Below are 24,595 nucleotides of genomic sequence, written 5' to 3' on the forward strand. Positions count from 1 at the left end.
AACCATCCAGGGTAAATGAATAATTATTTAGCTGATTGTTTAATTATGTGATTGTACTCAGCAATGCGCCTGCTTCAAGGCGTTTTACTTTCGCGAACATATTACGAAAGCAAACAACAAATTGTTCAACAACGAAAATTATGAATAAAACAGCGTTTAAACCTGCATTTGCTGCATAAAAACCGCATAAAGCCAGGTTTTAAGAGGAATAATGACATCAGCGCGGCTTATACACACATCGCTGTTGACACAAATTGTGACAATTAGCTAAAAAAAAGAGACGCTCAAATTGAGCGTCTCTTCAAAATAGATAACATGATAAGTGAATATTAACGCACTTTTCGGTCTTCTTGCATAAGATCTGACAAGATTTGATACACTTCAGTAATCGCTTCATTGTCTAATGCATTATCTTCGACATCGTGTAGTAAAATTTTAGTCTGCTCTGGATTGTCGGTTTCTTTAAGCAATAAACGATAATTGCCCTTTTTCAGCGACAGCTTTTCATCGCCCCATAACGAACTCCAGAAACCGCTGCTCTCTTCTAAATTAATGAAGAACAGACCTTTGCTGGTATCCATATCGACTACATCAAAGCCCATTTCAGGCAGAACTAAACGTAAACGATCCCACACAGATTGGTAATTTGCATCAGCTAACCAATAAGCAGCATCTGAGCCTGTGCCTGTCACTAAGTCAACTTTGATACCCAAACTTTGTTGAATACGCGCTGCGCGAATGGCTCTATCACGCTCAACACTCATATAACCAATGGCGTTGTTAAGCATGTCGGTGGTATAACGACGTTTATCGTCACCACTCAATAAGATTTTTTGATCTTCGCCGTTATAAAACTCTTCATGCTCTAGCAAACTAATCGCTACACTACCAGAACGACCGTGAGGCTTAACATCGATGTTGTAGCTGTAACGCTGACGCAACGTGTACACTTTATCGCTACCCCACCAACTAGACTCAATCACTTCTTCGTGTTCAATCCAATCGGTTTCGATAACACCGGCAGCATAATCTTCAGCACGAATAACCATATTATTCTTGGTTAAGTAAGCTTTAACTACATCAAATATTTCTTGCTTGAGATCAGTAGTACTTTCTATTGAATCAATCACAACACGAATATTGTCAGTGCTTTCTTCAATATGAGTCCCTTCAGCCATCGGCAATACTTGAAGAGGCGCACGAATATCGAGTTTTTTTCCGATTAACGTTTTATCAGACTTAGTGCCAACAGCTGGAATTTCATATTCTTTGCTATAAGTCGGGGTATTTAACCCTTCAGGAATAGTCAATAACGGTGAAGTTTCAGCATTAATGAAATCGTCAGAGCCATTAGCTTGACGACGATCTAATGGCGTACTGCAAGCTGAAACAGCTGCAACAAGAAGTAACGGAGTAACTTTCTTTAACATGAATTTATTATACCTTTATCTGGGCTTGTTTCATTGTTTCTATTAACAGACCATGAAACTGCTCAGAAAGTTCAGTTAAAGGCAAACGAATATGTCCATGAGAGATTAATCCCATCTTGTGAACAGCCCATTTCACAGGAATTGGGTTGGCTTCACAAAATAAAGAACTGTATAAGCCCATTAATGGCTCATCAATCGTTTTAGCTAATTGGGCATCTTTTGCAAGGGCTGCATCACACATGGCTTTAAACGCTCGTGGAACCACATTGTTTGCAACAGAAATAACACCATTACCGCCAAGTAATAAAAACTCTCGTGCAGTCGCATCATCGCCGCTGTAAAGCAAAAAGTCTTCACCGCACAACTCACGCAAACGTGCAACTCGGCTAACATCGCCTGTCGCTTCTTTAACTCCGATAATGTTACTCACGCCAACTAATTCTGCGACAGTTTCTGGCTTCATATCTACTGAAGTTCGGCCAGGTACGTTGTACAAAATTTGTGGAATGTCGGTGCTAGCAGCAACAGCCTTATAATGGGCAATTAATCCCTTTGGCGTTGGCTTATTATAATAAGGCGTCACCCCAAGCATGGCTGCTACACCAGTATTTTGCAGTGACTTAGTCAGCTCAACAGCTTCTGCCGTCGCGTTGGCGCCGTTGCCACCTATAACAGGAATACGACCTGAGGCAAACTTAACGGTTTGAGCCACAACAGCAGCATGCTCTTTCATTGGCAATGTCGCCGACTCACCGGTCGTACCGACTGCAACAATGGCATCTGTGCCCTGTTCGATATGAAACTCGACAAGTCTTTCAAGACTTGCGTAATCTATTGTGCCATCACTATTCATTGGTGTGATTAAGGCTACGATGCTTCCGTTTATCATCTATCTTCCCCAAGGTTTCAGGATTCGCTATGTTACTGATGCCAACCACTAATGACAAGCACTACGGCAAGCATTAACTGAAATAAGTCATTTCTGTTCTCGATATGGGTATAAGCTAGCATTTTTCGACCTTAGCAACTAAAAAATAATCACATTAATGTGACCGATATAGGTTAGTATCTTGAGGTGTTTTGCTGATAAATGTTAGCATTAGCACCCGCACAAAAACGCATTGCATCGGCACGCGTTTTCGCTCAAAGATATCGACAGTGAGGAAAATCCATGACCAACTACCTGGTCGTTACGGCAATGGGTGCAGATCGCCCTGGTTTAGTCAGTCGTTTAGCGCGTTTAGCAAGTGAATGCGATTGCGATATAGTCGACAGTCGTATGGCATTATTTGGTAATGAATTTACCTTAATTATGATGATATCTGGCTCGTGGACTGCAATAACCAAAATTGAAAGCTTATTACCGAGTTTAAGTGTCGAACTTGAATTAATGACAGTAATGAAGCGCACATCAAAACACACACCCAAAAACTTTATCTCACGCATTGAAGTGCTGTTTAATGGTGAAGATCAACGTGGCACCATGAAAAGCATTACCCAATTTTTGGCCGATCGGGGTTTAGATTTAGCCGCGGTCCGTTCGCACGCTGACGATAATGACAATCTTAAAACGCAATCCATTTTATTGGCAATTAACATTCCCGATAAAGTCGACTTATTGATGCTTGAACAAGGTATTCATGAACTGGCAGAATCAATGTCTCTTGAATGTACTATCAAGCGCATGCAAGGTATTGCAGCACCTTAACAATAGGATTTATTTTCAGAGTAAACACTTTGACAAGTTGAACCTTGTTCAACAAGGTAGCGTACTATCTGCAATTCATCTGATAAGGACAAATCATGAACACATTAACCGTAGGTGATACTGCACCTAGCTTTAGCTTACAAAATCAAGCTGGTGAAACAGTCTCTCTTAAAGATGCCTTAATCCATGGCCCAGTACTCGTTTACTTTTATCCAAAAGCATCAACGCCTGGCTGTACTGTTCAAGCGCAGGGTCTTCGCGATATCAAAGCTCAGCTAGATGGCTTAAACGTTACCGTATTTGGCATTAGTCCAGATCCTGTAGCCAAATTGGCCAAGTTTGCCGACAAACAAGCACTTAACTTCACCCTTTTGAGCGATGAAGACCACGCTGTTGCTGATGGCTTCGGTGTATGGGGCCCTAAACAGTTCATGGGTAAACATTATGACGGAATTCATCGTCTAAGCTTTATCGTGGGCACTGATGGCAAAGTTAGCCATGTGCTCAATAAATTCAAAACCAAAGACCATCACGAAGTGGTACTGGCAACATTAGCTGAATAGTTATCCCTCCGTAGTCAATATCTAACGATAACTCTTCCTGCAAAAAAAAGGCTTAGCAATTACTGCTAAGCCTTTTTGTTACCCGCTAACGATTAAATCGTTTTCGGGTCAGTGGATTGTGCGGGCTTATCTTCCTCAGTAGATGACTCTGCCTGAGTTGATTCATCTGCGTTTTCAGCGGCAGCTTGTGCAGCGGCTTTTTTCTCAGCAGCTAACAATTTGGCTTTTTCTGCCGATTCTTTTTTAGCAATGACGGCTTGTTCTTCAGCAAGTAATCGAGCCTTTTCTTGCTCTTCAAATTGTGCCAGCTCTTCTTCTTTACGACGCGCTTTGTCTATTGCACGTTGTTCAGCTTCTTCCGCTTCACGGATAGCTCGCGCTTCTGCAGCCGCTTTAGCTTCTGCTTCAGCCAGAGCTTTTGCTTTGCGGTCAGCTTCTTCGTCTAATGCACGTTGAATAACAGCTTGATCTTGCGCTTCTTGTGGTAACAAACTTATCAATTCAATCCCAACAGGATAATCAAACGGCCCTACTCCTGACAACACTTTAACTTTGCCTTCTTTGGTTAAGTAAACCAACGGCATAGCGGTGTCGCCATAACGCTTTTTAAAATCTTCGTAAGTAAAGTTTTCAGTGATGTTGGTGACTTTTAATACCGCGCCTTTGGCCATCAAGCTGGCAATTTTGGCATAAGAGATATTTTCACCAAACAAACACAAGCGTTTTAAATAAGACTCAGACAACTGATGACGAGCACTGGCGCTGTCCGCGTTGTTTAAACCATAAACCTTTTCAACCCCAAGTAAGTCTTGGAAATAGAAAGTCACTAATGGGTTTAACTGACGATAAGGCGACATAACAAGCACACGACCGACACCGCTTAAATCCATATAGGTTTCGGCGTGTTCAGACGCTGGGTTACCAAAGTATACCGGAATGTTTTCCATTCTCGCCTGGCGAATACTGTCCCAGTTATTATCTGCCAACACAACTTTGATGTTTTTCGAAATTAACACTTTCGCAAGTTCACGTGAAAAATTAGACGCACCAAAGATAAGTAAACCTTGGTTCGAACCTTCTTTTACACCCAAAAACTTAGCCCAGCGGCCAGCGGTTAAACTCTGAATAACAACCGTACCAATAATAATTAAAAACACTAATGGTACAATCGATGATGCCCCTTCTAAGCCAACTGCTTCAAGTTTAATAGCAAATAACGATGAAATCGCTGCAGCAACAATACCCCGTGGTGCGACCCAACTTAAAAACCACTTATCTTTTGATGATAAATTGGTACCAAGTCCCGAAATCCAAATACTTAATGGTCTTGCTACAAACATCACAACTAATAAAACAGCAATACCACCAATACCAAGGTCGAGCATCGCACCAGAATCTAAGCGTGCAGCCAGTAAAATAAACAGTGCCGAGATCAATAGTACGGTAAGGGTTTCTTTAAATTCTAAAATGTCGGCAATATCTACGCCGCGCATGTTAGCCAATAGGATCCCCATAACGGTTACGGTTAATAAACCTGACTCATGCTGTACTAAGTTAGAACCAACAAACACCCCTAGCATAATGGTTAATACTGCGGTATTGAGTAAGTAATGTGGAAATAAGTTTTTACGGATAGCCAAACCCGTTAAATACCCTGCAACAGCACCTAAACCAAAACCAATGACTAACGTTAGTCCAAGGGCATGCAGTACATGGGTAGTAGGATCGTTCGATACAGCAATGTATTCAAACACCAGTACAGCCATTAGTGCGCCAATAGGGTCGATCACAATACCTTCCCAGCGCAAAATACTGGCAAGGTTAGATTTTGGTTGAACAGTACGTAACATTGGCACAATTACGGTTGGGCCCGTCACTACCACGAGAGCACCAAATAATGCGGCAATACTCCACTCAAAGCCCATTAAAAAGTGTGCGGCAGGCACAATCACGAGCCAGGTAACTAATGCACCAATGCTCACTAGGTTGGTGACCATACGGCCATGATCTTTAATTTCTTTAAAGTTTAAGGTCAGTGCGCCTTCAAATAGAATGACCGCAACCCCTAACGAAATAATCGGGAATAATAAATCGCCAAAAATCTCGTCAGGATTTAAAATACCCAAACCAGGGCCTAACAATAAGCCACACAATAGTAGTGGTAAAATAGCGGGTAAACGTAACTTCCAACCAACCCATTGACACAAAAGCGACAACACACCGATTAATGCCAGCATGCCTGTGATGTGTTCGACCATATTTGTTTCCTTCTTTTCGATACATTGCTCACTCGAGCTAAGCAATGTGCTTCACGATCATACGTGAACTGTTTTATACCCTAAACCATAAAAAGGTTATTACGATGTTAATTGGTAATCGCGATCTCATTCCTTATAACTAACCACAGTGAAGTCTCACTCCAAATGAATAATGTGGCTATTAGTCGTCGTAAATTCAGCATATAACATACTAATTTTACTACAGGATCAAGCTCTTTTTGATGGTTATCACACTTTATAATAAACACAAAATTTCTTATTAAGTTTATAATTTTATTGTTAAAATCTTATGTCATATTAGCATATCAGCTGAATCTTACAGGCGATTAAATCGACAAAAAAGCCTTGATATACCAAGGCTTTGTGTTTTTCATGCTTAACTGATCATCTAGGTTATTGCGGAATCCGCACCTTGCCTTCCATTAATACCCTAGCACTACGGCTCATAATGGCTTTTTTTACCTGCCATTGGCCATCAACAAATTGCGCTTCAGCACCCACTCGTAATGTGCCAGACGGATGACCAAAGCGAACAGCGCTGCGCTCACCACCACCTGCGGCTAAATTAACTAAAGTGCCAGGAATAGCAGCCGCAGTGCCAATAGCAACGGCAGCGGTGCCCATCATCGCATGATGCAGTTTACCCATAGATAATGCTCGTACCACTAGATCGATATCTGCAGTAGTAACCGCTTTACCACTTGATGAAACATACTCCACGGCTGGTGCAACAAAGGCTACTTTTGGTGTATGTTGACGCGCTGCAGCTTCATCAATGTGATTGATTAATCCCATTTTAACCGCACCATAAGCGCGAATGGTTTCAAACATGGCTAAGGCTTTATCATCATTATTAATATCATCTTGTAGCTCTGTACCTACATAATTGATGTCTGCTGCATTAATAAAGATGGTCGGAATGCCTGCATTGATCATGGTGGCGTTAAAGCTGCCAACACCTGGCACATCAAGCACATCAACCACATTACCGGTTGGGAACATCGCACCTTCACCGTCAGCAGGGTCTAAAAACTCCACTTGAACTTCAGCGGCCGGAAAGGTCACGCCGTCCAGCTCAAAGTCGCCAGTTTCTTGCACTTCACCGTTTGTAATAGGTACATGGGCAATAATGGTTTTTTGGATATTTGCTTGCCAGATCCGCACCACTGCGGTGCCATTATGCGGCACACGGCTTGGGTCTATTAACCCATTGCTAATGGCAAATGACCCTACCGCCGCGGTTAAGTTACCGCAATTACCACTCCAATCGACAAAGGGTTTATCAATTGAGACCTGACCAAATAAATAATCAACATCGTGATCAGCTTGAGTGCTTTTTGATAAAATGACCGTTTTGCTGGTACTTGAGGTTGCCCCACCCATTCCATCTGTGTGCTTTGCGTATGGATCTGGGCTGCCGATAACGCGCAATAACAAGGCATCGCGCTCAGGGCCCGCAACCTGAGCGGCTTGAGGTAAATCCGTTAAACTAAAAAACACCCCTTTACTGGTGCCACCTCGCATATAAGTGGCGGGGATTCTAATTTGTGGTAAATGAGCCATAACAACATCCTACAAAAAATGAAAAATCGGTAGCCTAGGGTCTGTTGATCTTTCAAGGTTATTTTTGCAGCGAATTGTTGGCCATTTATACAAGGCAGAGACTTTGAGGTGTAGTTATTCTACATAAAAAGTCGATAACGCAGTAAAAATGGTCAACAAACGCTGCCCGAAGGGTTCGGCTAAAAACGTTTTACTCTTTGTTAAATGGATTTTGCTTAGATTGCTAGGCATCAATCCATTCGCCTCGATTTAAACGTTTTAAACTCGAACAAAATTCAACCAGCAAAGATCAACAGACCCTAGTAACAAACTGCCGATATACCGAAAAGCGACCTTAACTAGCTAGCCACTTCATTGGCTAAAAAGTCTTGTGCAAAGCGTTGTAATACGCCGCCCGCCTCATAAATAGAACACTCTTCGGCAGTATCTAAACGGCATTTAACCGCAATGGTTACCTGCTCACCATCTAGACGCGTCATGACAACTGACATCATGGCACCAGGCTTGGGTGTACCAACTACATCATAGATTTCAGTACCGTTAATCTCATAAGTATGGCGGTTTTCGCCTTTAATAAATTCAAGCGGTAATACACCCATGCCCACTAAGTTGGTGCGATGAATACGTTCAAATCCCTCGGCTACAATGACTTCAACACCCGCTAAACGTACGCCTTTTGCAGCCCAATCTCGTGACGAACCCTGGCCATAATCAGCACCGGCAATAATAATCAATGGCTGTTTACGTTCCATGTAGGTTTCAATCGCTTCCCACATACGAGTGACTTGGCCTTCTGGCTCAATACGGGCTAATGAACCTTGACGCACATTTCCGTTTTCTTGCACCATTTCGTTAAACAGTTTCGGATTGGCAAAGGTCGCACGCTGCGCAGTTAAGTGGTCGCCGCGGTGAGTTGCATAAGAATTGAAGTCTTCTTCTGGCAAGCCCATTTTATCCAAATACGCACCGGCAGCGCTGTCGAGCATAATCGCGTTCGATGGCGATAAATGATCAGTGGTAATGTTGTCACCTAGTACCGCTAACGGACGCATGCCTTTCATGGTGCGCTCGCCCGCTAATGCGCCTTCCCAATAAGGTGGACGACGGATATAAGTACTCTGTGGGCGCCAGTCGTACTGCGGATTAACATGGCTGCCATATTCAACTTTTATGTCGAACATAGGCTCGTACACTTTGCGGAACTGTTCGGGTTTAACACTGGCTTTAACCACTGCATCGATTTCTTCATCGGTTGGCCAAATGTCTTTTAAGGTGACAGCATTGCCCTCTTTATCAATACCAAGTACATCTTTTTCGATATCAAAACGAATGGTGCCAGCAATGGCATAGGCAATGACTAATGGCGGTGAAGCCAAGAATGCTTGTTTAGCATATGGATGAATACGACCATCAAAGTTACGGTTACCCGACAATACAGCAGTGGCGTATAAATCACGGTCAATAACTTCTTGTTGAATCACAGGATCCAACGCGCCGCTCATGCCATTACAGGTGGTACAGGCAAAACCAACAATGCCAAAACCTAAGTTTTCAAGCTCAGGCAATAGACCTGCTTCTTCTAAATACAATTGCACTGCTTTTGAGCCAGGGGCAAGTGACGACTTCACCCAAGGCTTACGCAATAAACCACGGGCATTGGCATTACGGGCTAACAAACCGGCGGCAATCATGTTGCGTGGATTACTGGTATTAGTGCAACTGGTAATTGCGGCAATAATCACCGCGCCATCTGGCATTTTGCCCGGCTCGTTCTCAACCACGCCACTAATACCACGAGCAGCAAGTTCCGAAGTCGGCACGCGGTTATGAGGATTTGACGGGCCAGCAATGTTACGTCCAACCGTTGATAGGTCGAAGTGCAATATGCGTTCGTATTCGACTTCGGTTAAGGTGTCGGCCCATAAGCCGGCTTGTTTGGCATAGGTTTCAACCAGCTTAACTTGCTCGTCGTCACGACCCGTTAGCGTTAAATAATCGATAGTTTGTCTATCGATATAAAACATTGCAGCTGTGGCACCGTATTCTGGTGTCATGTTAGTAATGGTTGCACGGTCGCCTAATGTTAAATGGGTAGTGCCTTCACCAAAAAACTCTAAATAGGACGACACGACTTTTTGTGCGCGTAAATATTCCGTTAACGCGAGTACGATGTCGGTCGCGGTAATACCTGGTTGTGGTTTGCCGGTGATTTCAACGCCTACAATGTCTGGCAAACGCATATACGATGCGCGGCCTAACATCACGCTTTCAGCTTCTAATCCACCCACACCAATAGCAATTACGCCTAACGCATCTACATGTGGGGTGTGGCTGTCGGTGCCGACTAAAGTGTCAGGAAATGCCACGCCATCGAGGGAATGTACCACTGGCGACATTTTCTCTAAGTTGATTTGATGCATAATGCCGTTACCCGGTTGGATAACATCGACATTTTTAAACGCCGTTTTGGTCCAGTTTATAAAATGGAAACGGTCATCATTACGGCGATCTTCAATCGCGCGATTTTTCTCAAATGCATCTTTTTCAAAACCGGCATGCTCAACAGCTAATGAATGGTCGACAATTAATTGTGTTGGCACGACTGGGTTCACTTTTGACGGGTCACCGCCTTTTTCAGCAATGGCATCACGTAGGCCAGCTAAGTCAACCAACGCGGTTTGGCCTAAAATGTCGTGACACACCACACGCGCAGGAAACCACGGAAAGTCTAAGTCGCGCTTACGCTCAATTAACTGCTTTAGCGAGTCAACCAGCATTTCAGGTGAACAACGACGCACTAAATTCTCGGCAAACACACGAGAACAATAAGGCAGTTTGGCATAAGCACCAGGCTCAATGGCGTTAACCGCTTCTTGAGTATCAAAATAATCGAGCTTAGTGCCGGGTAAAGATTTACGGTATTGAGTATTCATAACAATATCCACAGTTAATACAAATTGGGTGATCGACTATCAAAATCGAAAAAGCCGAGCCATTGAGCTCGGCCAGTGGATTAACGTTGGCTAATTGGCACAACTTTACGAGGCTCACTACCGACATAATCAGCACTTGGGCGAATAATGCGGTTATTTGAGCGCTGTTCCATTACGTGTGCTGCCCAACCGGTTAAGCGTGAACAAACAAAAATTGGGGTGAACAGTTTTGTTGGAATGCCCATAAAGTGATAAGCCGATGCATGGAAAAAGTCAGCGTTACAGAACAGCTTTTTGGTGTCCCACATAAACTCTTCACACGCGACAGAGATATCATATAACGAGGTATCGCCGTTTTCGTGAGCCAGCTTTTCAGACCATTTCTTAATAATCACATTACGAGGGTCTGACACACTGTAAATAGCATGACCAAAGCCCATGATTTTTTCTTTACGTTCAAGCATCAACGCCATTTGCGTTTTTGCATCAGCTGGCGAGCTGAACTTTTGGATCATGTCCATGGCGGCTTCGTTGGCGCCACCGTGCAATGGACCACGCAATGAGCCAATAGCACCCGTTACACATGAATACATATCTGACAAGGTTGATGCACACACACGCGCGGTGAAGGTTGAGGCGTTAAATTCATGCTCTGCATACAAAATTAACGACACGTCCATCACTTTACGGTGTTGTGCTGAAGGAGTTTCGCCGCGCAGCAGCTTAAGAAAATGCCCACCCAGAGAATCTTCATCTGTAGTGCAATCAATTTCTACACCGTCATGGCTGTAGCGATACCAGAAACACATAATGGCAGGGAATGCGGCAAGCAAACGATTTGCAGCTTTGTGTTGCTGGCTAAAATCCACTTCTGGTTCGAGGTTCCCTAAAAATGAGCAACCGGTGCGCATCACATCCATTGGGTGAGCGTCAGCAGGGATCAGCTTAAGTACCGCTTTTAACGCATCGGGTAAATCACGCTGCGCCGTTAACTCGGCTTTGTAAGCACTTAATTGTGCTTGAGTCGGTAATTCGCCATTAAATAATAAGTAAGCAACTTCTTCAAAGGTGGCGTTATCTGCCAAGTCTGACACATCGTATCCGCAATAAGTCAGGCCTGAACCTGATTTACCTACGGTACATAATTTTGTTTCGCCAGCACTTTGACCACGTAATCCTGCACCTGATAATTTCTTGTCTACCATGATATATCTTCCTTCTTATGCTTGCTGTGTGCCCCCATCAAGGACACACATATGTAGGGGTTTTGAGTCTTGTTGTTTATATTTATTTATACGCTTATTTATTTTTGCCTTCGGCAAATAAGCTATCTAATTTTTGTTCATAGTCGTGGTAACCCAGATAATCATAAAGCTCCATGCGTGTTTGCATGCTGTCGACTACTGCTTTTTGATCGCCATCGGTTAATATGGCGCTGTAAACCATTTCAGCTGCTTTATTCATGGCTCTAAAAGCGCTTAATGGGTATAACACCATTGCTGCGCCCCACTCGCCTAACTGCTGTTTATTCCATAATTCAGTTTGGCCAAATTCTGTGATGTTAGCCAAAATAGGCACATCTAATGCCTCAGCAAATGCACGATAATGTTCTTCTGTTTTAATCGCTTCAGCAAAAATGCCGTCAGCACCCGCAGCGACATACGCTTTAGCACGTTCAATCGCAGCGTCTAAGCCTTCTTGAGCAAACGAGTCTGTTCGCGCCATAATGAAAAAGTCTGGATCGGTACGCGCATCAACCGCCGCTTTAATGCGATCGACCATTTCCTCAACGGGCACAATCTCTTTATTTGGGCGATGACCACAACGCTTTTGCGCCACTTGATCTTCCATGTGTACAGCTGCTGCACCGGCTTTTTCCATATCGCGAACCGTTTTAGCAATGTTAAACGCCCCGCCCCAACCGGTATCAATATCGACTAATAAAGGTAAGTCACAAGCAGAGGTAATACGTTGTACATCCACCAGCACGTCATTAAGTGATGTCATGCCTAAATCTGGTAAGCCGTACGATGCATTCGCCACACCGCCACCTGATAAATAAATGGCTTGATGACCAATTTGTTTAGCCATCATCGCTGAGTAAGCATTAATAGTGCCCACAATTTGCAATGGTTTATTATTAGCTAATGCTTGACGAAATTTTTTACCTGCGCTCATGCTATTCCCCTTTATACAATGTCGTGAGTAACGTAAAACGTCACTTATTGCGATTACGATAATTTATGTTCGATGCTGTTTTTAGAATACAAAATGTGGCGACGCATTAGCATTTCAGCCAGTTCCGCGTCACGATTTAAAATGGCCTGAACAATGTGTTTGTGTTCATCATAAGCGGTGGTCACACGCGGCCCCGCCATGCCAAGTTGCACGCGATACATGCGCACTAAATGATAAATGCCATCAAACAGCATTGAAATTAGATGCTTGTTTTTACTGCCTAAAATAATCCGATAATGAAAGTCCACATCACCGGCTTCTTGATAATATGACTCACCGCCTTTGACCTCATCAAAATGAGATTGTAATAAACTGCTTAAATCAGCGATTTCATCATCGGTCATGTTCTTTGCCGCTAACCGCGCGGCCATGCCTTCAAGTGATTCGCGCACTTGATACAACTCAATTAATCCTTGCGGAGATAACGCAACGACTCGAGCCCCGACGTTGGCTTTACGCTCAACAATATGGCACGACTCTAAGCGATTAATGGCTTCACGGATCACAGCTCTACTCACGGCATACTTTGTCGACAATTCAGTTTCGCTCAATTTAGAGCCGGCCTGAATACGACCTTCGACTATATCGTCTCTCAGGGCTACAAAGGTCTTATCTGCAGAAGTCACCGGTTGGATCATATTCATACCTTGGATAATAAAAACGGGCATTAAAATACAGCTACACAAAACAAGTTGTCGACAATATAGCAAGTTTTGGGCATAAAACAACCATAAAAATGGAGTTATTGTCGACAAAGTGTATAAAAGAGTCCGAACAACAAAAACATCACTGCCATCTTGATACTGTCTGCGACACTTTGTCGCAGATAGCACTATTATGATTGTCACTTTGGCAAAGGTTATGCAAAATCAGCTCAAGGATAACGTCAGTGATATCCCCCCTTTTAAATAGTCTTCGAAAAGTTGTTTAACGCTGATGTTAATCTGGTTTGGTACAACGCTTGGCTATTGTTTGGTTATATTTGATGTAGTACTGAATGTAATACTGAATGTCATCTTGATTGAGATTGATTAAGTCCGATTTAGAAGCACTTGATTGATAATGGCTTGACTGAGATTACATTAAGACTTGATTGAATATTATCAACTGTCTACACAATGCTTGGTGACTATACTCAGCGTCTATCTGCTATGGGAATGGGGATAAACGCTGATTATAGGTATCATTTTAAATCTGCATAAGATTATTGAGCCTCTATCGATATAGAGGCTTTTTTTTATGATTTTTCTTGCCATCACAATAGCGTCAGGCTGAGGTTATTTATTTCAGTTTTACACCTAAACCCAATGACACTATCGCCCCTATTAGGGTTGTGATCACCACCGACAGTAATGAGCCAATCAATACATACTCTGTCATGCTACGGTTAGCTGATTGATTTAACTCACCAAATCTGAATATCGACTTAGCTGCTAATACAACACCCACCGCGGCATAGCTGCCCACCAGCGCAAACGTCAGTATTAATAATCGTTCTAGGTAACCAATCAACTCGCCACCCGCGACAAGACCACTAATATTGCTAGCCCTATCGGAAATGGGACTAACAGAGGTAACAGGAGCAACAGCACTGTTCGTGATGGTTTGAGTGATGGTTTGAGTATCGGCACCAGCTTGAGTATCCGTCTCAGCTTGAGTATCGGCACCAGCTACTGTTTTTGCTTCGGTTACGTTCGCTTGGTTAACGATAGGATATTTGCTTAACACAGCGCTTATTACAATGGATGTAGGCTTAAGGATCAGCAAATAAGCACACACCACTAGCACGCCATCAGAGAAATGTTCATGCTGTAACACTGCATCAATCGATACCCCATCGGTGACATGAAACGCAATCGCTGCCAGTACCAACACATGCAAAGCCTGATCAATCACAAAGTAGGCTAAATTATCGCCCTTAGGAGTTGTCACCTTCCATAAATCGATCACAAAATGAGTGACTGCAACAATTGCAACGAGGCAAACCGTTGAACGCCAATCAATGTTTAACACCAACGCTGGCAGTATTAACCCTACGCCATGTAACAGCGAGTGAAAGTACAACTTTGACGAACGATAAGTATGCGCTTTTTTAGCTTCGATCCAGCTGTCAGGCTGAAGATAAAAATCACAGATAATGTGGATCAATAAAAATGGAATAAGCACACCGAAAAAATCAGTCATATGTGAGCCCCGCAACTTTCGCCATAAACCGACAGTTAAGCTCACTAATCAATGGCCAACCTGATGCTTTAAGAGACTTACTGGTAGTAGCCGTCGCGATATCAAGCTTTTCTGCAAGCTCACTAATTGATAAATCTTCGAGTGTTTGCAGCATAGGTAACATGACTTCGCATTGGCGTGAGGTTAGTTCGGTCAGTTGCTTATCAAGATACTTAAACAACAAATCAAAATACTCTGTCAAAACAACGTTATCTGAGCTGAACAATAATCTGTCATTTTTAAGGGCATTAAGTCCTCGACCTGAAAGCACAAACGCAGGCCCCATTGACTCCGATACAGACTCACGTAACTCAGCATGTGCAGCAATGGCAAAACTAATACGGCTATCAAAGGCTTTACCCAACGCTTTAATGCCTATGCGGTAGATAATGGTATATCTCAAGGCATTTTCAATATCATGCACTACAGACTGAAATTCATCTCCGCGCTCAATACTGTGCGCATTGGCACTATGCCCCTCACAAATCAATGCCTGGATAGACTTAATCCGTTCAAGTAATTGTTCAAACTGCGTAGAGGTTAGCTTGGTTGAATCAACAACATCACCAACAATCACGGCTATCGGTTTATAAGTAGGCTCCACATAACGCTCCTTTGTTTGCAGACTAATACCAATTTAGCCACTTTCGGCTAATAATGCAAGTTTAGCCACTTTTGGCTAAAAACAACCAAAAAAATGAATCACATGCATTATTTTTAGCCTTTTATGGCTAAAAACTTACATTTAGCCTCTTTAGGCTAAATGTAAGTTGTGGCATTTATTACGCTCAGTGCATGGATTTTGAAATTACGTCTCGGGTTATATCGACTTAATTCGTCTCTTTGTGGATAGAGTTTGTGCATAGAGAGTGAATGTATTTACATTGCCCACAAATCATTATAATACTGCTACATTCTTCGAAAGTGAGAAAAATCTCGATGCTACGAATTGTAATGATTATCATGGCGTTACTAACCGGTTGCAGTACCCAACAACAAATAGAACACATACCTGCTGAACAGTTCATTTCAGCGCAAGAGCGTATTCTTAAGCAACTCTATTTAGGTAAATCTAAAGAAGATGTACTGAAACTAATAACTTACCCACGCATGCATACATTCGATGTTGTCGAAGGTGCCAATTATTACTCCTATATTGAGGTATTGAATGTCGACACCAATGTTAATTTCGGCCTCTATTTTAAAGACGACACCTTACAATCAGTGATGTTGGATGACGACGTTCGTGACTTATTCTCGTGCAGAACACTTTTCAAAACCGATAATAAGCACTGGTTAAGTAAAGGAATAAAACCCTACCATGAATGGATAAAATCAAAAGACCAATTGAATAAGGGACTTAATTATCGTATTCATCATTCAAGAACCACGGCAAGTCAAACTCCTGCAAATACAGTGATAGCCAATACCTTAACGCTAATAATGTATTCACCAGCTCTGCTAATAGCTGCACCGTTCATGATCCATGATGAAATGACTGGAAAAACTGAAGATGAGCAGAAAACCATTACCACTCGCTACGAACTGGCAAGCAGCATTCAGCTGGGCGAAACAGAAGCACAGATACTTGCCACATTAGGTCAACCTGAGCAAACGGATTCGGTAAGGGATGCCAACGTATTAACCTATTACGGACCGTCTTATTCTTACGGCATTAAAGACGGAGCGGTGGTCTGGATAGAATATTTTTCAATGTTTGAACTCTATACGAGGCAATTTAACTATGGTCATTCTTTTTATGGGAACACAGACTGTGGCAGTTTAGATGAATTTTGGAAGGCAACGCCTTAAGCCTTCCTACTCTTCATCTATCAAGAAACCAATTGAGTTTGTCGTCGATACTAAACCGTTAACTAAACGTTATGACGAGCAACTCAAATGCGAGCAGCCACCGACGCCAAAGAACTCAGATGCTTTGAGTCGATAGTATTTGTCTTCAATTTCTTGAGACTGCTCAGCGTATGGCTGGGTCATCACCTTCTGCAATTCACGCACCAAAGTATACTCACCCTGGCTCGCTTGTTGGTATGCCGGCACCAGCAACCATTCGCGCAAGCTGTACTTAGGGTTAACCTGTTTCATCTGCTTAACGATTTCGTCACGGCTGCGAGTCAATTCGCTAGTTTCATTGCTAGAGGCATCGCTATTGGCATCTTTACCAAGCAGCGACTGCCACTGTGTAAGCCAAGCAGACCAACGTTGTTCCAACCCTTTTGGTGCTTGCGATAAATCTCGATAAAAGCTTTTTGCCAGTGGGCTAATATCATCAGGTAACGATGAAAGCTCACTGAAAAACAGGGTGTAATCCACTGGTGTTTGCTGCATTAATGTTTCAAGCTCATTAAATAGCGCGGCATCAAATGCATTAAGCCCAAGCTTGGCCGCCCACATCTGCTCCATTTGGGTTTGCATCTTGGTAGAAAAATCATTAACCAATTGCTGAAGCTCATCTAAACCATCAGCTTCATTTGCTAGCAATGGGCTTAATGCGGTACAAAACATCAAGTAGTTTCGCTCTGCCGCGGCGTCTTGATTTAAAAAGGCAAAGTGCTGTCCACCGCCTGTCCACGGTTGATATTGTGGGTTGAACACATCACAAAAACCAAACGGGCCGTAATCCAGGGTAAAGCCACCGGCGGCGCAATTATCACTATTAAAGTTACCCTGGCAATAACCCACGCGAACCCAGTTAGCCACCAATGACGTTAAACGGTTACGGAACTCATACGCAAGCTTCAGCACTTTGTCGTTTAAAGAGAGCTGCGGGTCGATAACATCAGCGTATTCACGATCGATTAAATGCAGCACCAACTGTTCAAGCTCTGCCATCGCTTGCGGATGTTCATGTTTGCGAGCACGGCGACCAAAAAGCTCAAGCTGCCCTACCCGAATAAATGACGGTGCTACACGAGTCGAAATCGCCACGGCTTCGGTGATCATTCGGTCAGGATCTTGCTCACGCGAGCCCTCAGAGTACCAAGGCCGCTGCACCGTTTCGGTTTTAGACACATATAAACTGAGCGAGCGCGACGTGGGCACACCCAGCGCGTGCATATGTTCTTGTGCTAAAAACTCACGCACACTCGAGCGCAATACCGCGCGGCCATCGGCTCCACGGCAATAAGGCGTACGACCACCGCCTTTAAGCTGCATCTCCCAACGCTTGCCATTGATAAGCGCTTCAACCACCGACACCGCTCGGCCATCGCCGTAGCCATTACCGGTTCTGAATGGGCATTGTTGAATGTATTCGGTGCCGTAAATAGACAAGGCATAACCACACGCCCACCCCACTTTACTCATTGGCTCGGGGACGTTTGACAGATCACCAGAGAATAAGCGCATAAAGTCGGCAGACTGCGCCATGCTATCGGCAAAACCCAACTCACTAAAAAAACTGCTACTGTGGGCAATGTATTCAGGATGTTCAATCGGTGTCGGTTTTACGGGGACATAATGGCCTGAAAACACTTGCCGCGGCGCATGGTCGTCGCCATTTACTGTTGCGTCAGGATCGCGGTTAAGCGTATTCATCAATGAATAGTCAACCAACTGAGCGAGACAGTCGACTGTCTCGACAGTAACGGGTGTTTGCAGGGACAGTTGATGAGTCATAGAGATACCTTGTTGTTTGAGTCGAAGGGATGTTTGTTATGGTCAAACTCCCCACGGTATGGTTTATCGTGTCGACGATGATTTGTTCGAGTTCTAGAAGCGGATCTTTTCAGCAAATATGTAGAAAGCCTGCGCTGTGATAGTTGAAAGAGCCTGAAAATACAAATCTATGGTAACGACAGCTTGTACTAATGAAAAGCAGACTTTGCTATATCTCCAAAATTGATAATTTGCCATAGGGATAAGGTGTTTTTTTATACGTTGTACTTATGTATTTATGGCCACTAGCGGCGCTTCGCTGACTCAAGAGTTGGATTAAATGTTACTCTGATTCAATTAAGGTTCATTAACCGTCGTCCCGGCAACGCTTTTAAGCCGGGATCCAGGTGTTAGGTTTGTGCCTTTGTACTTATGGCCTACAAACACTAACGTCGTGGCGCTTCGCGGACTCCAGAGTTGGATTAAATGTTACGCTGATTCAGTTAAGTTTCATTAGTCGTCGTCCCGGCAATGTTTTTTAGCCGGGATCCAAGTGTTTGTTTTGTACTTTTGTACTTATGGCCTACGGCCACTAAGGTCGTGGCGCTTCGCCCACACCAGACCAAGAGGAAACCAACGTCTGTTCCCTCTTGGATCTCCCAGCCGCCACATCAAAATTATCTGAAAAGCGATAATTTCGCGACGTGGTTGAATCCAGCTTTTGACCGCGTTTCGGTGTTCTTCAGCCTTATTCGAAAATGCTAACGCTTCAGATGGGGCGTCCCTTCCCCTCTAAAGCTAGCTCGCCATCCATGGCTAGCTCACGTCATTTTCTTCAACGGCCTCAATTTCGGAGTTGAATTTAGGCATTTTTAAAAAATAAAAATTCATTTCAAAAAAACATAAACTATTGTTTATTAATTACTTTCCCCTTATTCAACTAAATTCTGGTCAGGCCAAAAGGCCTGTTGCAACCCGCTCGTCGTCCCGGCAATGCTTTTTAGCCGGGATCCAGGTGTTCGTTTTGTTGTTTGGTCGTTTTGTATTCATGGCCTGTGACCATTAACGTAGTGGCGCAACGTCCAGCGTTAAACTGCATCTTAACTGACTTAAAAATATCGGATAAATATCCTGTGTATGCCATATTCCTCACCTTTATGTTGTGTGTACTGTAAACAAAAACAGTTGTAATGGTTTTTAGTATTTTTTTAGTTTAATCGGCTAGTAAGTAAACAAAAGCAGTACGATAAACAATTTATTTATCCTGTAACGTATTGAAAATAATTAGTTTTTATTCACTACGGAATCGTAGAGCCACTTTTAACGCGCAAGCTCGCTTTATTTGTCAGTGGAGTTAAATAAAACTGCTTTACAACAATAAGTTAGCAAATGTAGGATGTTAATAATCAATAACTTGAACGGCCGACTTTAATTTTCATTTGCCCTTCAATAAGCTGTTAAATGCCAAGGTATAGATATGAGCATTGAGATTAGAAAAATAGAAGATAAGGATATTAGTGGTTTTTATGATGCTTTATGCACTGTTGCAAGCGAAGGGATCTATTTACTTACAACCAATCCGCCACCCTATGAAAGAATGGAAAATTTTGTTCGTAACAATATTGAAAAGAACAACTCTCAATACGTTGCTGTATTGAACGATAAAATTGTCGGTTGGGCTGATATCATTCCATTAGAACGAAATACAATGACTCATGTCGGACACCTTGGCATGGGGGTTATCGCAGATTTTCGCGGCAAGGGAATTGGATCTCAACTTTTAGAAAAAGCAATCGCACATGCTTGGAATCAAAAATTAACACGACTAGAACTTGAAGTGTTTTCTGATAATCAAATAGCCATTGAGTTATATGAAAAATACAAATTCGAAGCTGAAGGTGTAAAAAAGAACGCAAGATTGTTCGAAAATAGATATCAAAACATCACAATTATGGCGCAATATGGCACTTAACACATATGAGCCTTCCGCCAGTCAATAGGCGCGCCTAACTTATTTGACTGCTTTTGCAGTCAAATTAAAATCAATCAACAAATTCATCTACTTCGTCTGTCATTTAGCGGTCAAATCATCGTTTACAGCAAACACATATAGAGGCTCTCTTAGTGCGATCTTATCGCTGCCTGACGCTTTTCATTCCTTTGAAATGTCAGTGGCACTACGACTAAATGGATTTAGGAGGTAGAGCAACGCAGGAGCATGTTGCCGAGGGCGGTTCATTTACTCTTTTTAAAAAATGACCTAACTCACTTTCTGGTTAGCTAGTTATTACAATATTGAACTGCGATCCATCCATCTTTTAGTGACTATAACCCTGCTTTCTTAACTGCTTATTCGAGCTTGGCATTAATCAGTATTTTTCTGTGTCCTTGGTCATCACTTAAAAAAAGAGTCGAGCCACGCCAAGGGCCTTTACTGGTGATACCAAAACACTTCGTGGGATAGGCCCTTCACAAGCAACAGCTGCTTAAAAATGGCATGTTTTTGGGTTTCGTCTTGTACCCTTGCTTCGCGGGGCAGACCCTGCCAACTCACCTCTAACCTACGCCTCATATGATGTTCTTGTTCATCAGTTCGCATTCTTTATCAATAAAAAGGCTAGCGGCTTCCTCCAGACCAAACCTTGCGATTAAGCCCTTGCCATTCACTAGTAGTTAACGTTTAATAACAGTATGTTATTCTCTAATTAATAAGAGTAACGGTGACCTTCCTACAGAGGACTTTCACCTCATTAGTTCATGCCCATGCTGGGCGTACACAAGCAATTCCAGCTGACGCCTTCGGCGCAGCTGAATTGGGCGTTTTGTGTCTCTGAAGTTAGGTATATAAACAACTATTGTGAAATATTAATAGACAAATATAGATAAGGAAATCTAAATGTTTGGTCAAATTTTTGTATTTATCATTGGTGTGTTCGGGTTAGTCATGGGTTTAATTGAGGGTGACTATCTTTGGGCTTTTGCTGGCCTGATTATGGTTCTTTCTGGTATTCAGCTTATATACAAAGTCAAAACAGGTAAAAACATCTGGGACAAAGAAAGCACATAATCGCGTTACCGGAGGTATCTAGTCTCCCCCCTCACACCCTGCATGCGGCTCCGCACACGACTGAATGGCCAATGATGCTCCAGGCATCAACATGGCATTCCCGCAATCCATGGCGGTCAGATTCAGGAGGTAGAGCAACTTAGGAGCATGTTGCCGAGGGCGATTCATTTACTCTTTTTAAGAAATGACCTAACTCACTTTCTAGTTAGTTATTTATTACAATATTGAACTGCGATCCATCCATCTCTTAGTGAATATAATCCTGCTTTCTTCACTATTTATTCGAGCTTGTTTATTCGAGCTTGGCATTACTCAATATTTTCTGTGTCCCAGGGGCCTTTACTTGTGATCCCCAAAACTCTTCGCGGGGCAAACGCTGCCAGTTCATCCCTAACCTACGCCTCATATGATGTTCTTGTTTATCAGCTCGCATTCTTTATCATAAGAAGGCTAGCGGCTTCCTCCAGACCAAACCTTGCGATTAAGCCCTTGCCATTCACTAGTAGTTAACGTTTAATAACAGTATGTTATTCTCTAATTAATAAGAGTAACGGTGACCTTCCTACAGAGGACTTTCACCTCATTAGTTCATGCCCATGCTGGGCGTACAAAAGCCAAGGCACTCGGACGCAGCAAAGCTGCGCCGGTGTTTGAGGTGTTATGTTTACAATCATTTATTTAACACGGAGGTTACTATGACTAATATAATTTCAGGTAGTTGTTGCTGTGGCGACGTAGAATTTACACTAGAAGATAGCTTCAGTAATTTTTTCTTTTGTCATTGTGAACAATGTAGAAAATTAACAGGTAGTGCACATGCCTCAAATTTATTCACTTCACCTAATAATATAAATTGGACCAAAGGTGTTGAAAAAATAAAACGCTATGATCATCCACAACGTTCTTTTTCGAAAGCCTTCTGTGAAAATTGTGCGTCTGGGTTACCGTTTATATCGCAAAGTGGTAAATCTTTAATTGTTCCTGCTGGCAGTTTAAATGGAGAGCCATCAATAAGACTAGACGCTCAAATATTTTGCTCGGAGCAGACTGAATGGCACAAAAAAGGTATGCAAACAGCTAAAGTTTCAGGCTTTCCAAAGTAAACATAATAAGATATTTAAACCAAACAAAAACAACGGGTTATATTTTGCTTCGCTACACATTTTAACCCACTATTTTTGTCCACTTAGTGCGGCGTTAAGGTCTCTATGGATATCGCATCACAGATAGTAGAGTTAGAAAAATCACTATTTAGAAGTGATGTACGAAGTTCTGTTTCTAAGCTTAAAAGTCGGCTAGCTCCAGAGTTTAAGGAAATTACATCTGCAGGTGTTGTTGTAGATCTACAAGACGTACTGGAGAGATTGCCAAAAGAGAAAGGATGGGAAGCTAAAGGTCAAGATTTTGAGTTTAGCTTTATTGGAGTTGATGTTTGCTTGTTGACTTATAAGTCCTTTCACAGGTCGTCGAGTTCATGTAAGGGTAAATATTCCCGTCGAAGTAGCATTTGGAAAAAATATGGTGATTGTTGGAAAATGGTATTTCACCAAGGCACAAGCATCGCGGTGTAAAATAGAAAACCTTAACAAGGCCAAGCAGGTAAAGCCGCTAAAATTCAGCGGCTAGGACAGCCAACACTCCGCGATTTTGTGTTATCGCTATCGCTCAAAATAACACAAAAGTGCTAAAATTTAGTGGGCTCAGGGTAAACTTTTATAAAAACACTTCAATACTTGTCCCTAAAGCTAATTTATATCCAGAAATGCGTTAAATCTCTCAACAACAAACAAGGTTAAATCGAAGATAGCTATACGGCGGATGTAATCGCGGCTATGACCTTCGAAAACATGGATGTTTTCGCAGAGCGCCCATGGATGGGTTTACCGCGTGTCATAGAAGTGATTTCATTGAGTATTGTTGCCTACTGATAAAATAAAACCACACAGTAAATTCCGCTCAAAAATTCAAAGCAAAAATAACACCTGGGTCCCGGCTCAAAAGCATTACCGGGACGACGAGAATGTAGTTATCAAACGTTGCGTTAGATCGTTCAATTACAAACAAGGTTAAATCGAAGATACCCATACGGCGGATGTCATCGCGGCTATGACCTTCGAAAACATGGATGTTTTCGCAGAGCGCCCAGGGATGGGTTTACCGCGTGTCATAGAAGTGATTTCATTGAGTATTGTTGCCTACTGATAAAATAAAACCACACAGTAAATTCTGCTCAAAAAACAAAGCAAAACACCTGGGTCCCGGCTCAAAAGCATTACCGGGACGACGTGTGAGTTGGGGCGATGAGAAAGTAGCTACCAAGCTTTGTCAAAAAATGCGTTAAATCTCTCAATAACAAACAAGGTTAAATCGAAGATAACCATGCGGCGGATGTCATCGCGGCTATGACCTTCGAAAACATGGATGTTTTCGCAGAGCGCACAGGGATGGGTTTACCGCGTGTCATAGAAGTGATTTCATTGAGTATAGTAGCATCACAACCTAGTTTTGTTTGAGTTAGATAGCATCTAAAGTAGTGCCCTACTTTCGTTGACTACTCTTGCTCTGGTGTGGGCGAAGCGCCACGACGTTAGTGGCCGTAGGCCATAAGTACAAAAAGCAAAGCAAAACACCTGGGTCCCGTCTCAAAAGCATTACCGGGACGATGTGTGAGAATGGGACGATATTAGCGTTGAGACGACGAGAAACTAGCTAAAAAACAATGAAAACTCAGGCGACTGCCTATGCTAATCATACTATTTACTAATGATGAATTTCACTCACGTTGCAGGTGAAATAAACCCGTTTTTGTTCATGTTCCAAACCACGTATAAATACCCCAAGGCTTACCAGAAACGCTTATTTAACCACGATATTAAGCTGCTGGTGATGACTAAAATACGACAATCCAGGCGCTGATATCGACTGATTTAACCATCAGAACTATACCGCTACAGGGTTTGGAATAAGACAAATGGG

19 protein-coding genes and 1 pseudogene are annotated in these 24,595 nt (G+C 42.7%); 7 read left to right on the forward strand and 13 right to left on the reverse strand.

Annotated features, from left to right (window positions below):
• Window positions 1-329: 329 nt before the first annotated feature.
• Together bamC and dapA are read right to left on the reverse strand one after the other, a co-directional pair.
• Entirely contained in the window at window positions 330-1,430 is a 1,101-nt protein-coding gene (bamC, locus tag IEY40_RS03335; protein WP_188953263.1) for an NlpB/DapX family lipoprotein, read from the reverse strand.
• 7 nt (window positions 1,431-1,437) lie between these two features.
• Window positions 1,438-2,319: a 4-hydroxy-tetrahydrodipicolinate synthase gene (gene dapA / locus IEY40_RS03340; protein ID WP_188953265.1), complete on the reverse strand. Its 882-nt coding sequence runs from the start codon at window positions 2,317-2,319 to the stop codon at window positions 1,438-1,440.
• 282 nt (window positions 2,320-2,601) lie between these two features.
• Between dapA and IEY40_RS03345 the strand changes: the two genes are divergently transcribed.
• Entirely contained in the window at window positions 2,602-3,138 is a 537-nt protein-coding gene (locus IEY40_RS03345) for a glycine cleavage system transcriptional repressor (protein ID WP_188953267.1), read from the forward strand.
• Window positions 3,139-3,233: 95 nt separating this feature from the next.
• Window positions 3,234-3,701, forward strand: a complete 468-nt coding sequence (gene bcp / locus IEY40_RS03350; RefSeq protein ID WP_188953269.1) for a thioredoxin-dependent thiol peroxidase — start codon at window positions 3,234-3,236, stop codon at window positions 3,699-3,701.
• 92 nt (window positions 3,702-3,793) lie between these two features.
• Here the strand turns inward: bcp and IEY40_RS03355 are convergent, their stop codons facing one another.
• From IEY40_RS03355 to IEY40_RS03390, 9 genes and pseudogenes are all read right to left on the reverse strand, one after another.
• Window positions 3,794-5,959, reverse strand: a complete 2,166-nt coding sequence (locus tag IEY40_RS03355; protein ID WP_188953271.1) for a cation:proton antiporter — start codon at window positions 5,957-5,959, stop codon at window positions 3,794-3,796.
• A 414-nt stretch (window positions 5,960-6,373) separates the two neighbouring features.
• The gene (gene prpF, locus IEY40_RS03360; protein ID WP_188953273.1) at window positions 6,374-7,543 is read right to left on the reverse strand and encodes a 2-methylaconitate cis-trans isomerase PrpF; all 1,170 of its coding nucleotides are present in this window, start codon (window positions 7,541-7,543) and stop codon (window positions 6,374-6,376) included.
• 9 nt (window positions 7,544-7,552) lie between these two features.
• Window positions 7,553-7,774: pseudogene (locus tag IEY40_RS20160) on the reverse strand (hypothetical protein).
• A 107-nt stretch (window positions 7,775-7,881) separates the two neighbouring features.
• Window positions 7,882-10,476, reverse strand: coding sequence for a Fe/S-dependent 2-methylisocitrate dehydratase AcnD (gene acnD, locus IEY40_RS03365; protein WP_188953275.1), 2,595 nt, complete (start codon window positions 10,474-10,476; stop codon window positions 7,882-7,884).
• 80 nt (window positions 10,477-10,556) lie between these two features.
• Entirely contained in the window at window positions 10,557-11,681 is a 1,125-nt protein-coding gene (gene prpC / locus IEY40_RS03370; RefSeq protein ID WP_188953277.1) for a bifunctional 2-methylcitrate synthase/citrate synthase, read from the reverse strand.
• Between the two features lie 94 nt (window positions 11,682-11,775).
• Window positions 11,776-12,654, reverse strand: a complete 879-nt coding sequence (prpB, locus tag IEY40_RS03375; protein ID WP_188953279.1) for a methylisocitrate lyase — start codon at window positions 12,652-12,654, stop codon at window positions 11,776-11,778.
• Window positions 12,655-12,707: 53 nt separating this feature from the next.
• The gene (locus tag IEY40_RS03380; RefSeq protein WP_428848127.1) at window positions 12,708-13,352 is read right to left on the reverse strand and encodes a GntR family transcriptional regulator; all 645 of its coding nucleotides are present in this window, start codon (window positions 13,350-13,352) and stop codon (window positions 12,708-12,710) included.
• 643 nt (window positions 13,353-13,995) lie between these two features.
• Window positions 13,996-14,898, reverse strand: coding sequence for a DUF3307 domain-containing protein (locus tag IEY40_RS03385; RefSeq protein ID WP_188953281.1), 903 nt, complete (start codon window positions 14,896-14,898; stop codon window positions 13,996-13,998).
• Window positions 14,891-15,541: a hypothetical protein gene (locus tag IEY40_RS03390; RefSeq protein WP_188953283.1), complete on the reverse strand. Its 651-nt coding sequence runs from the start codon at window positions 15,539-15,541 to the stop codon at window positions 14,891-14,893. Before IEY40_RS03390 ends, IEY40_RS03385 begins: the two co-directional genes overlap by 8 nt.
• A gap of 359 nt (window positions 15,542-15,900) precedes the next feature.
• Between IEY40_RS03390 and IEY40_RS03395 the strand changes: the two genes are divergently transcribed.
• Entirely contained in the window at window positions 15,901-16,749 is an 849-nt protein-coding gene (locus IEY40_RS03395; RefSeq protein WP_188953285.1) for a hypothetical protein, read from the forward strand.
• A gap of 69 nt (window positions 16,750-16,818) precedes the next feature.
• Here IEY40_RS03395 and IEY40_RS03400 read toward each other — a convergent pair whose 3' ends face one another.
• Window positions 16,819-18,573, reverse strand: a complete 1,755-nt coding sequence (locus IEY40_RS03400) for a protein adenylyltransferase SelO (protein ID WP_188953287.1) — start codon at window positions 18,571-18,573, stop codon at window positions 16,819-16,821.
• Between the two features lie 979 nt (window positions 18,574-19,552).
• Window positions 19,553-19,696: a hypothetical protein gene (locus IEY40_RS03405; protein WP_188953289.1), complete on the reverse strand. Its 144-nt coding sequence runs from the start codon at window positions 19,694-19,696 to the stop codon at window positions 19,553-19,555.
• A 333-nt stretch (window positions 19,697-20,029) separates the two neighbouring features.
• Between IEY40_RS03405 and IEY40_RS03410 the strand changes: the two genes are divergently transcribed.
• From IEY40_RS03410 to IEY40_RS03425, 4 genes are all read left to right on the forward strand, one after another.
• On the forward strand, window positions 20,030-20,524 hold the full coding sequence (locus IEY40_RS03410; protein WP_188953291.1) for a GNAT family N-acetyltransferase: 495 nt from the start codon (window positions 20,030-20,032) through the stop codon (window positions 20,522-20,524).
• 924 nt (window positions 20,525-21,448) lie between these two features.
• Entirely contained in the window at window positions 21,449-21,619 is a 171-nt protein-coding gene (locus IEY40_RS03415; RefSeq protein WP_188953293.1) for a hypothetical protein, read from the forward strand.
• Window positions 21,620-22,314: 695 nt separating this feature from the next.
• On the forward strand, window positions 22,315-22,722 hold the full coding sequence (locus IEY40_RS03420; protein ID WP_188953295.1) for a GFA family protein: 408 nt from the start codon (window positions 22,315-22,317) through the stop codon (window positions 22,720-22,722).
• 105 nt (window positions 22,723-22,827) lie between these two features.
• On the forward strand, window positions 22,828-23,190 hold the full coding sequence (locus IEY40_RS03425; RefSeq protein WP_188953297.1) for a nuclear transport factor 2 family protein: 363 nt from the start codon (window positions 22,828-22,830) through the stop codon (window positions 23,188-23,190).
• Window positions 23,191-24,595 lie beyond the last annotated feature (1,405 nt).

The organism is Shewanella ulleungensis (assembly GCF_014648315.1).
Taxonomy (GTDB): Bacteria; Pseudomonadota; Gammaproteobacteria; order Enterobacterales; family Shewanellaceae; genus Shewanella; species Shewanella ulleungensis.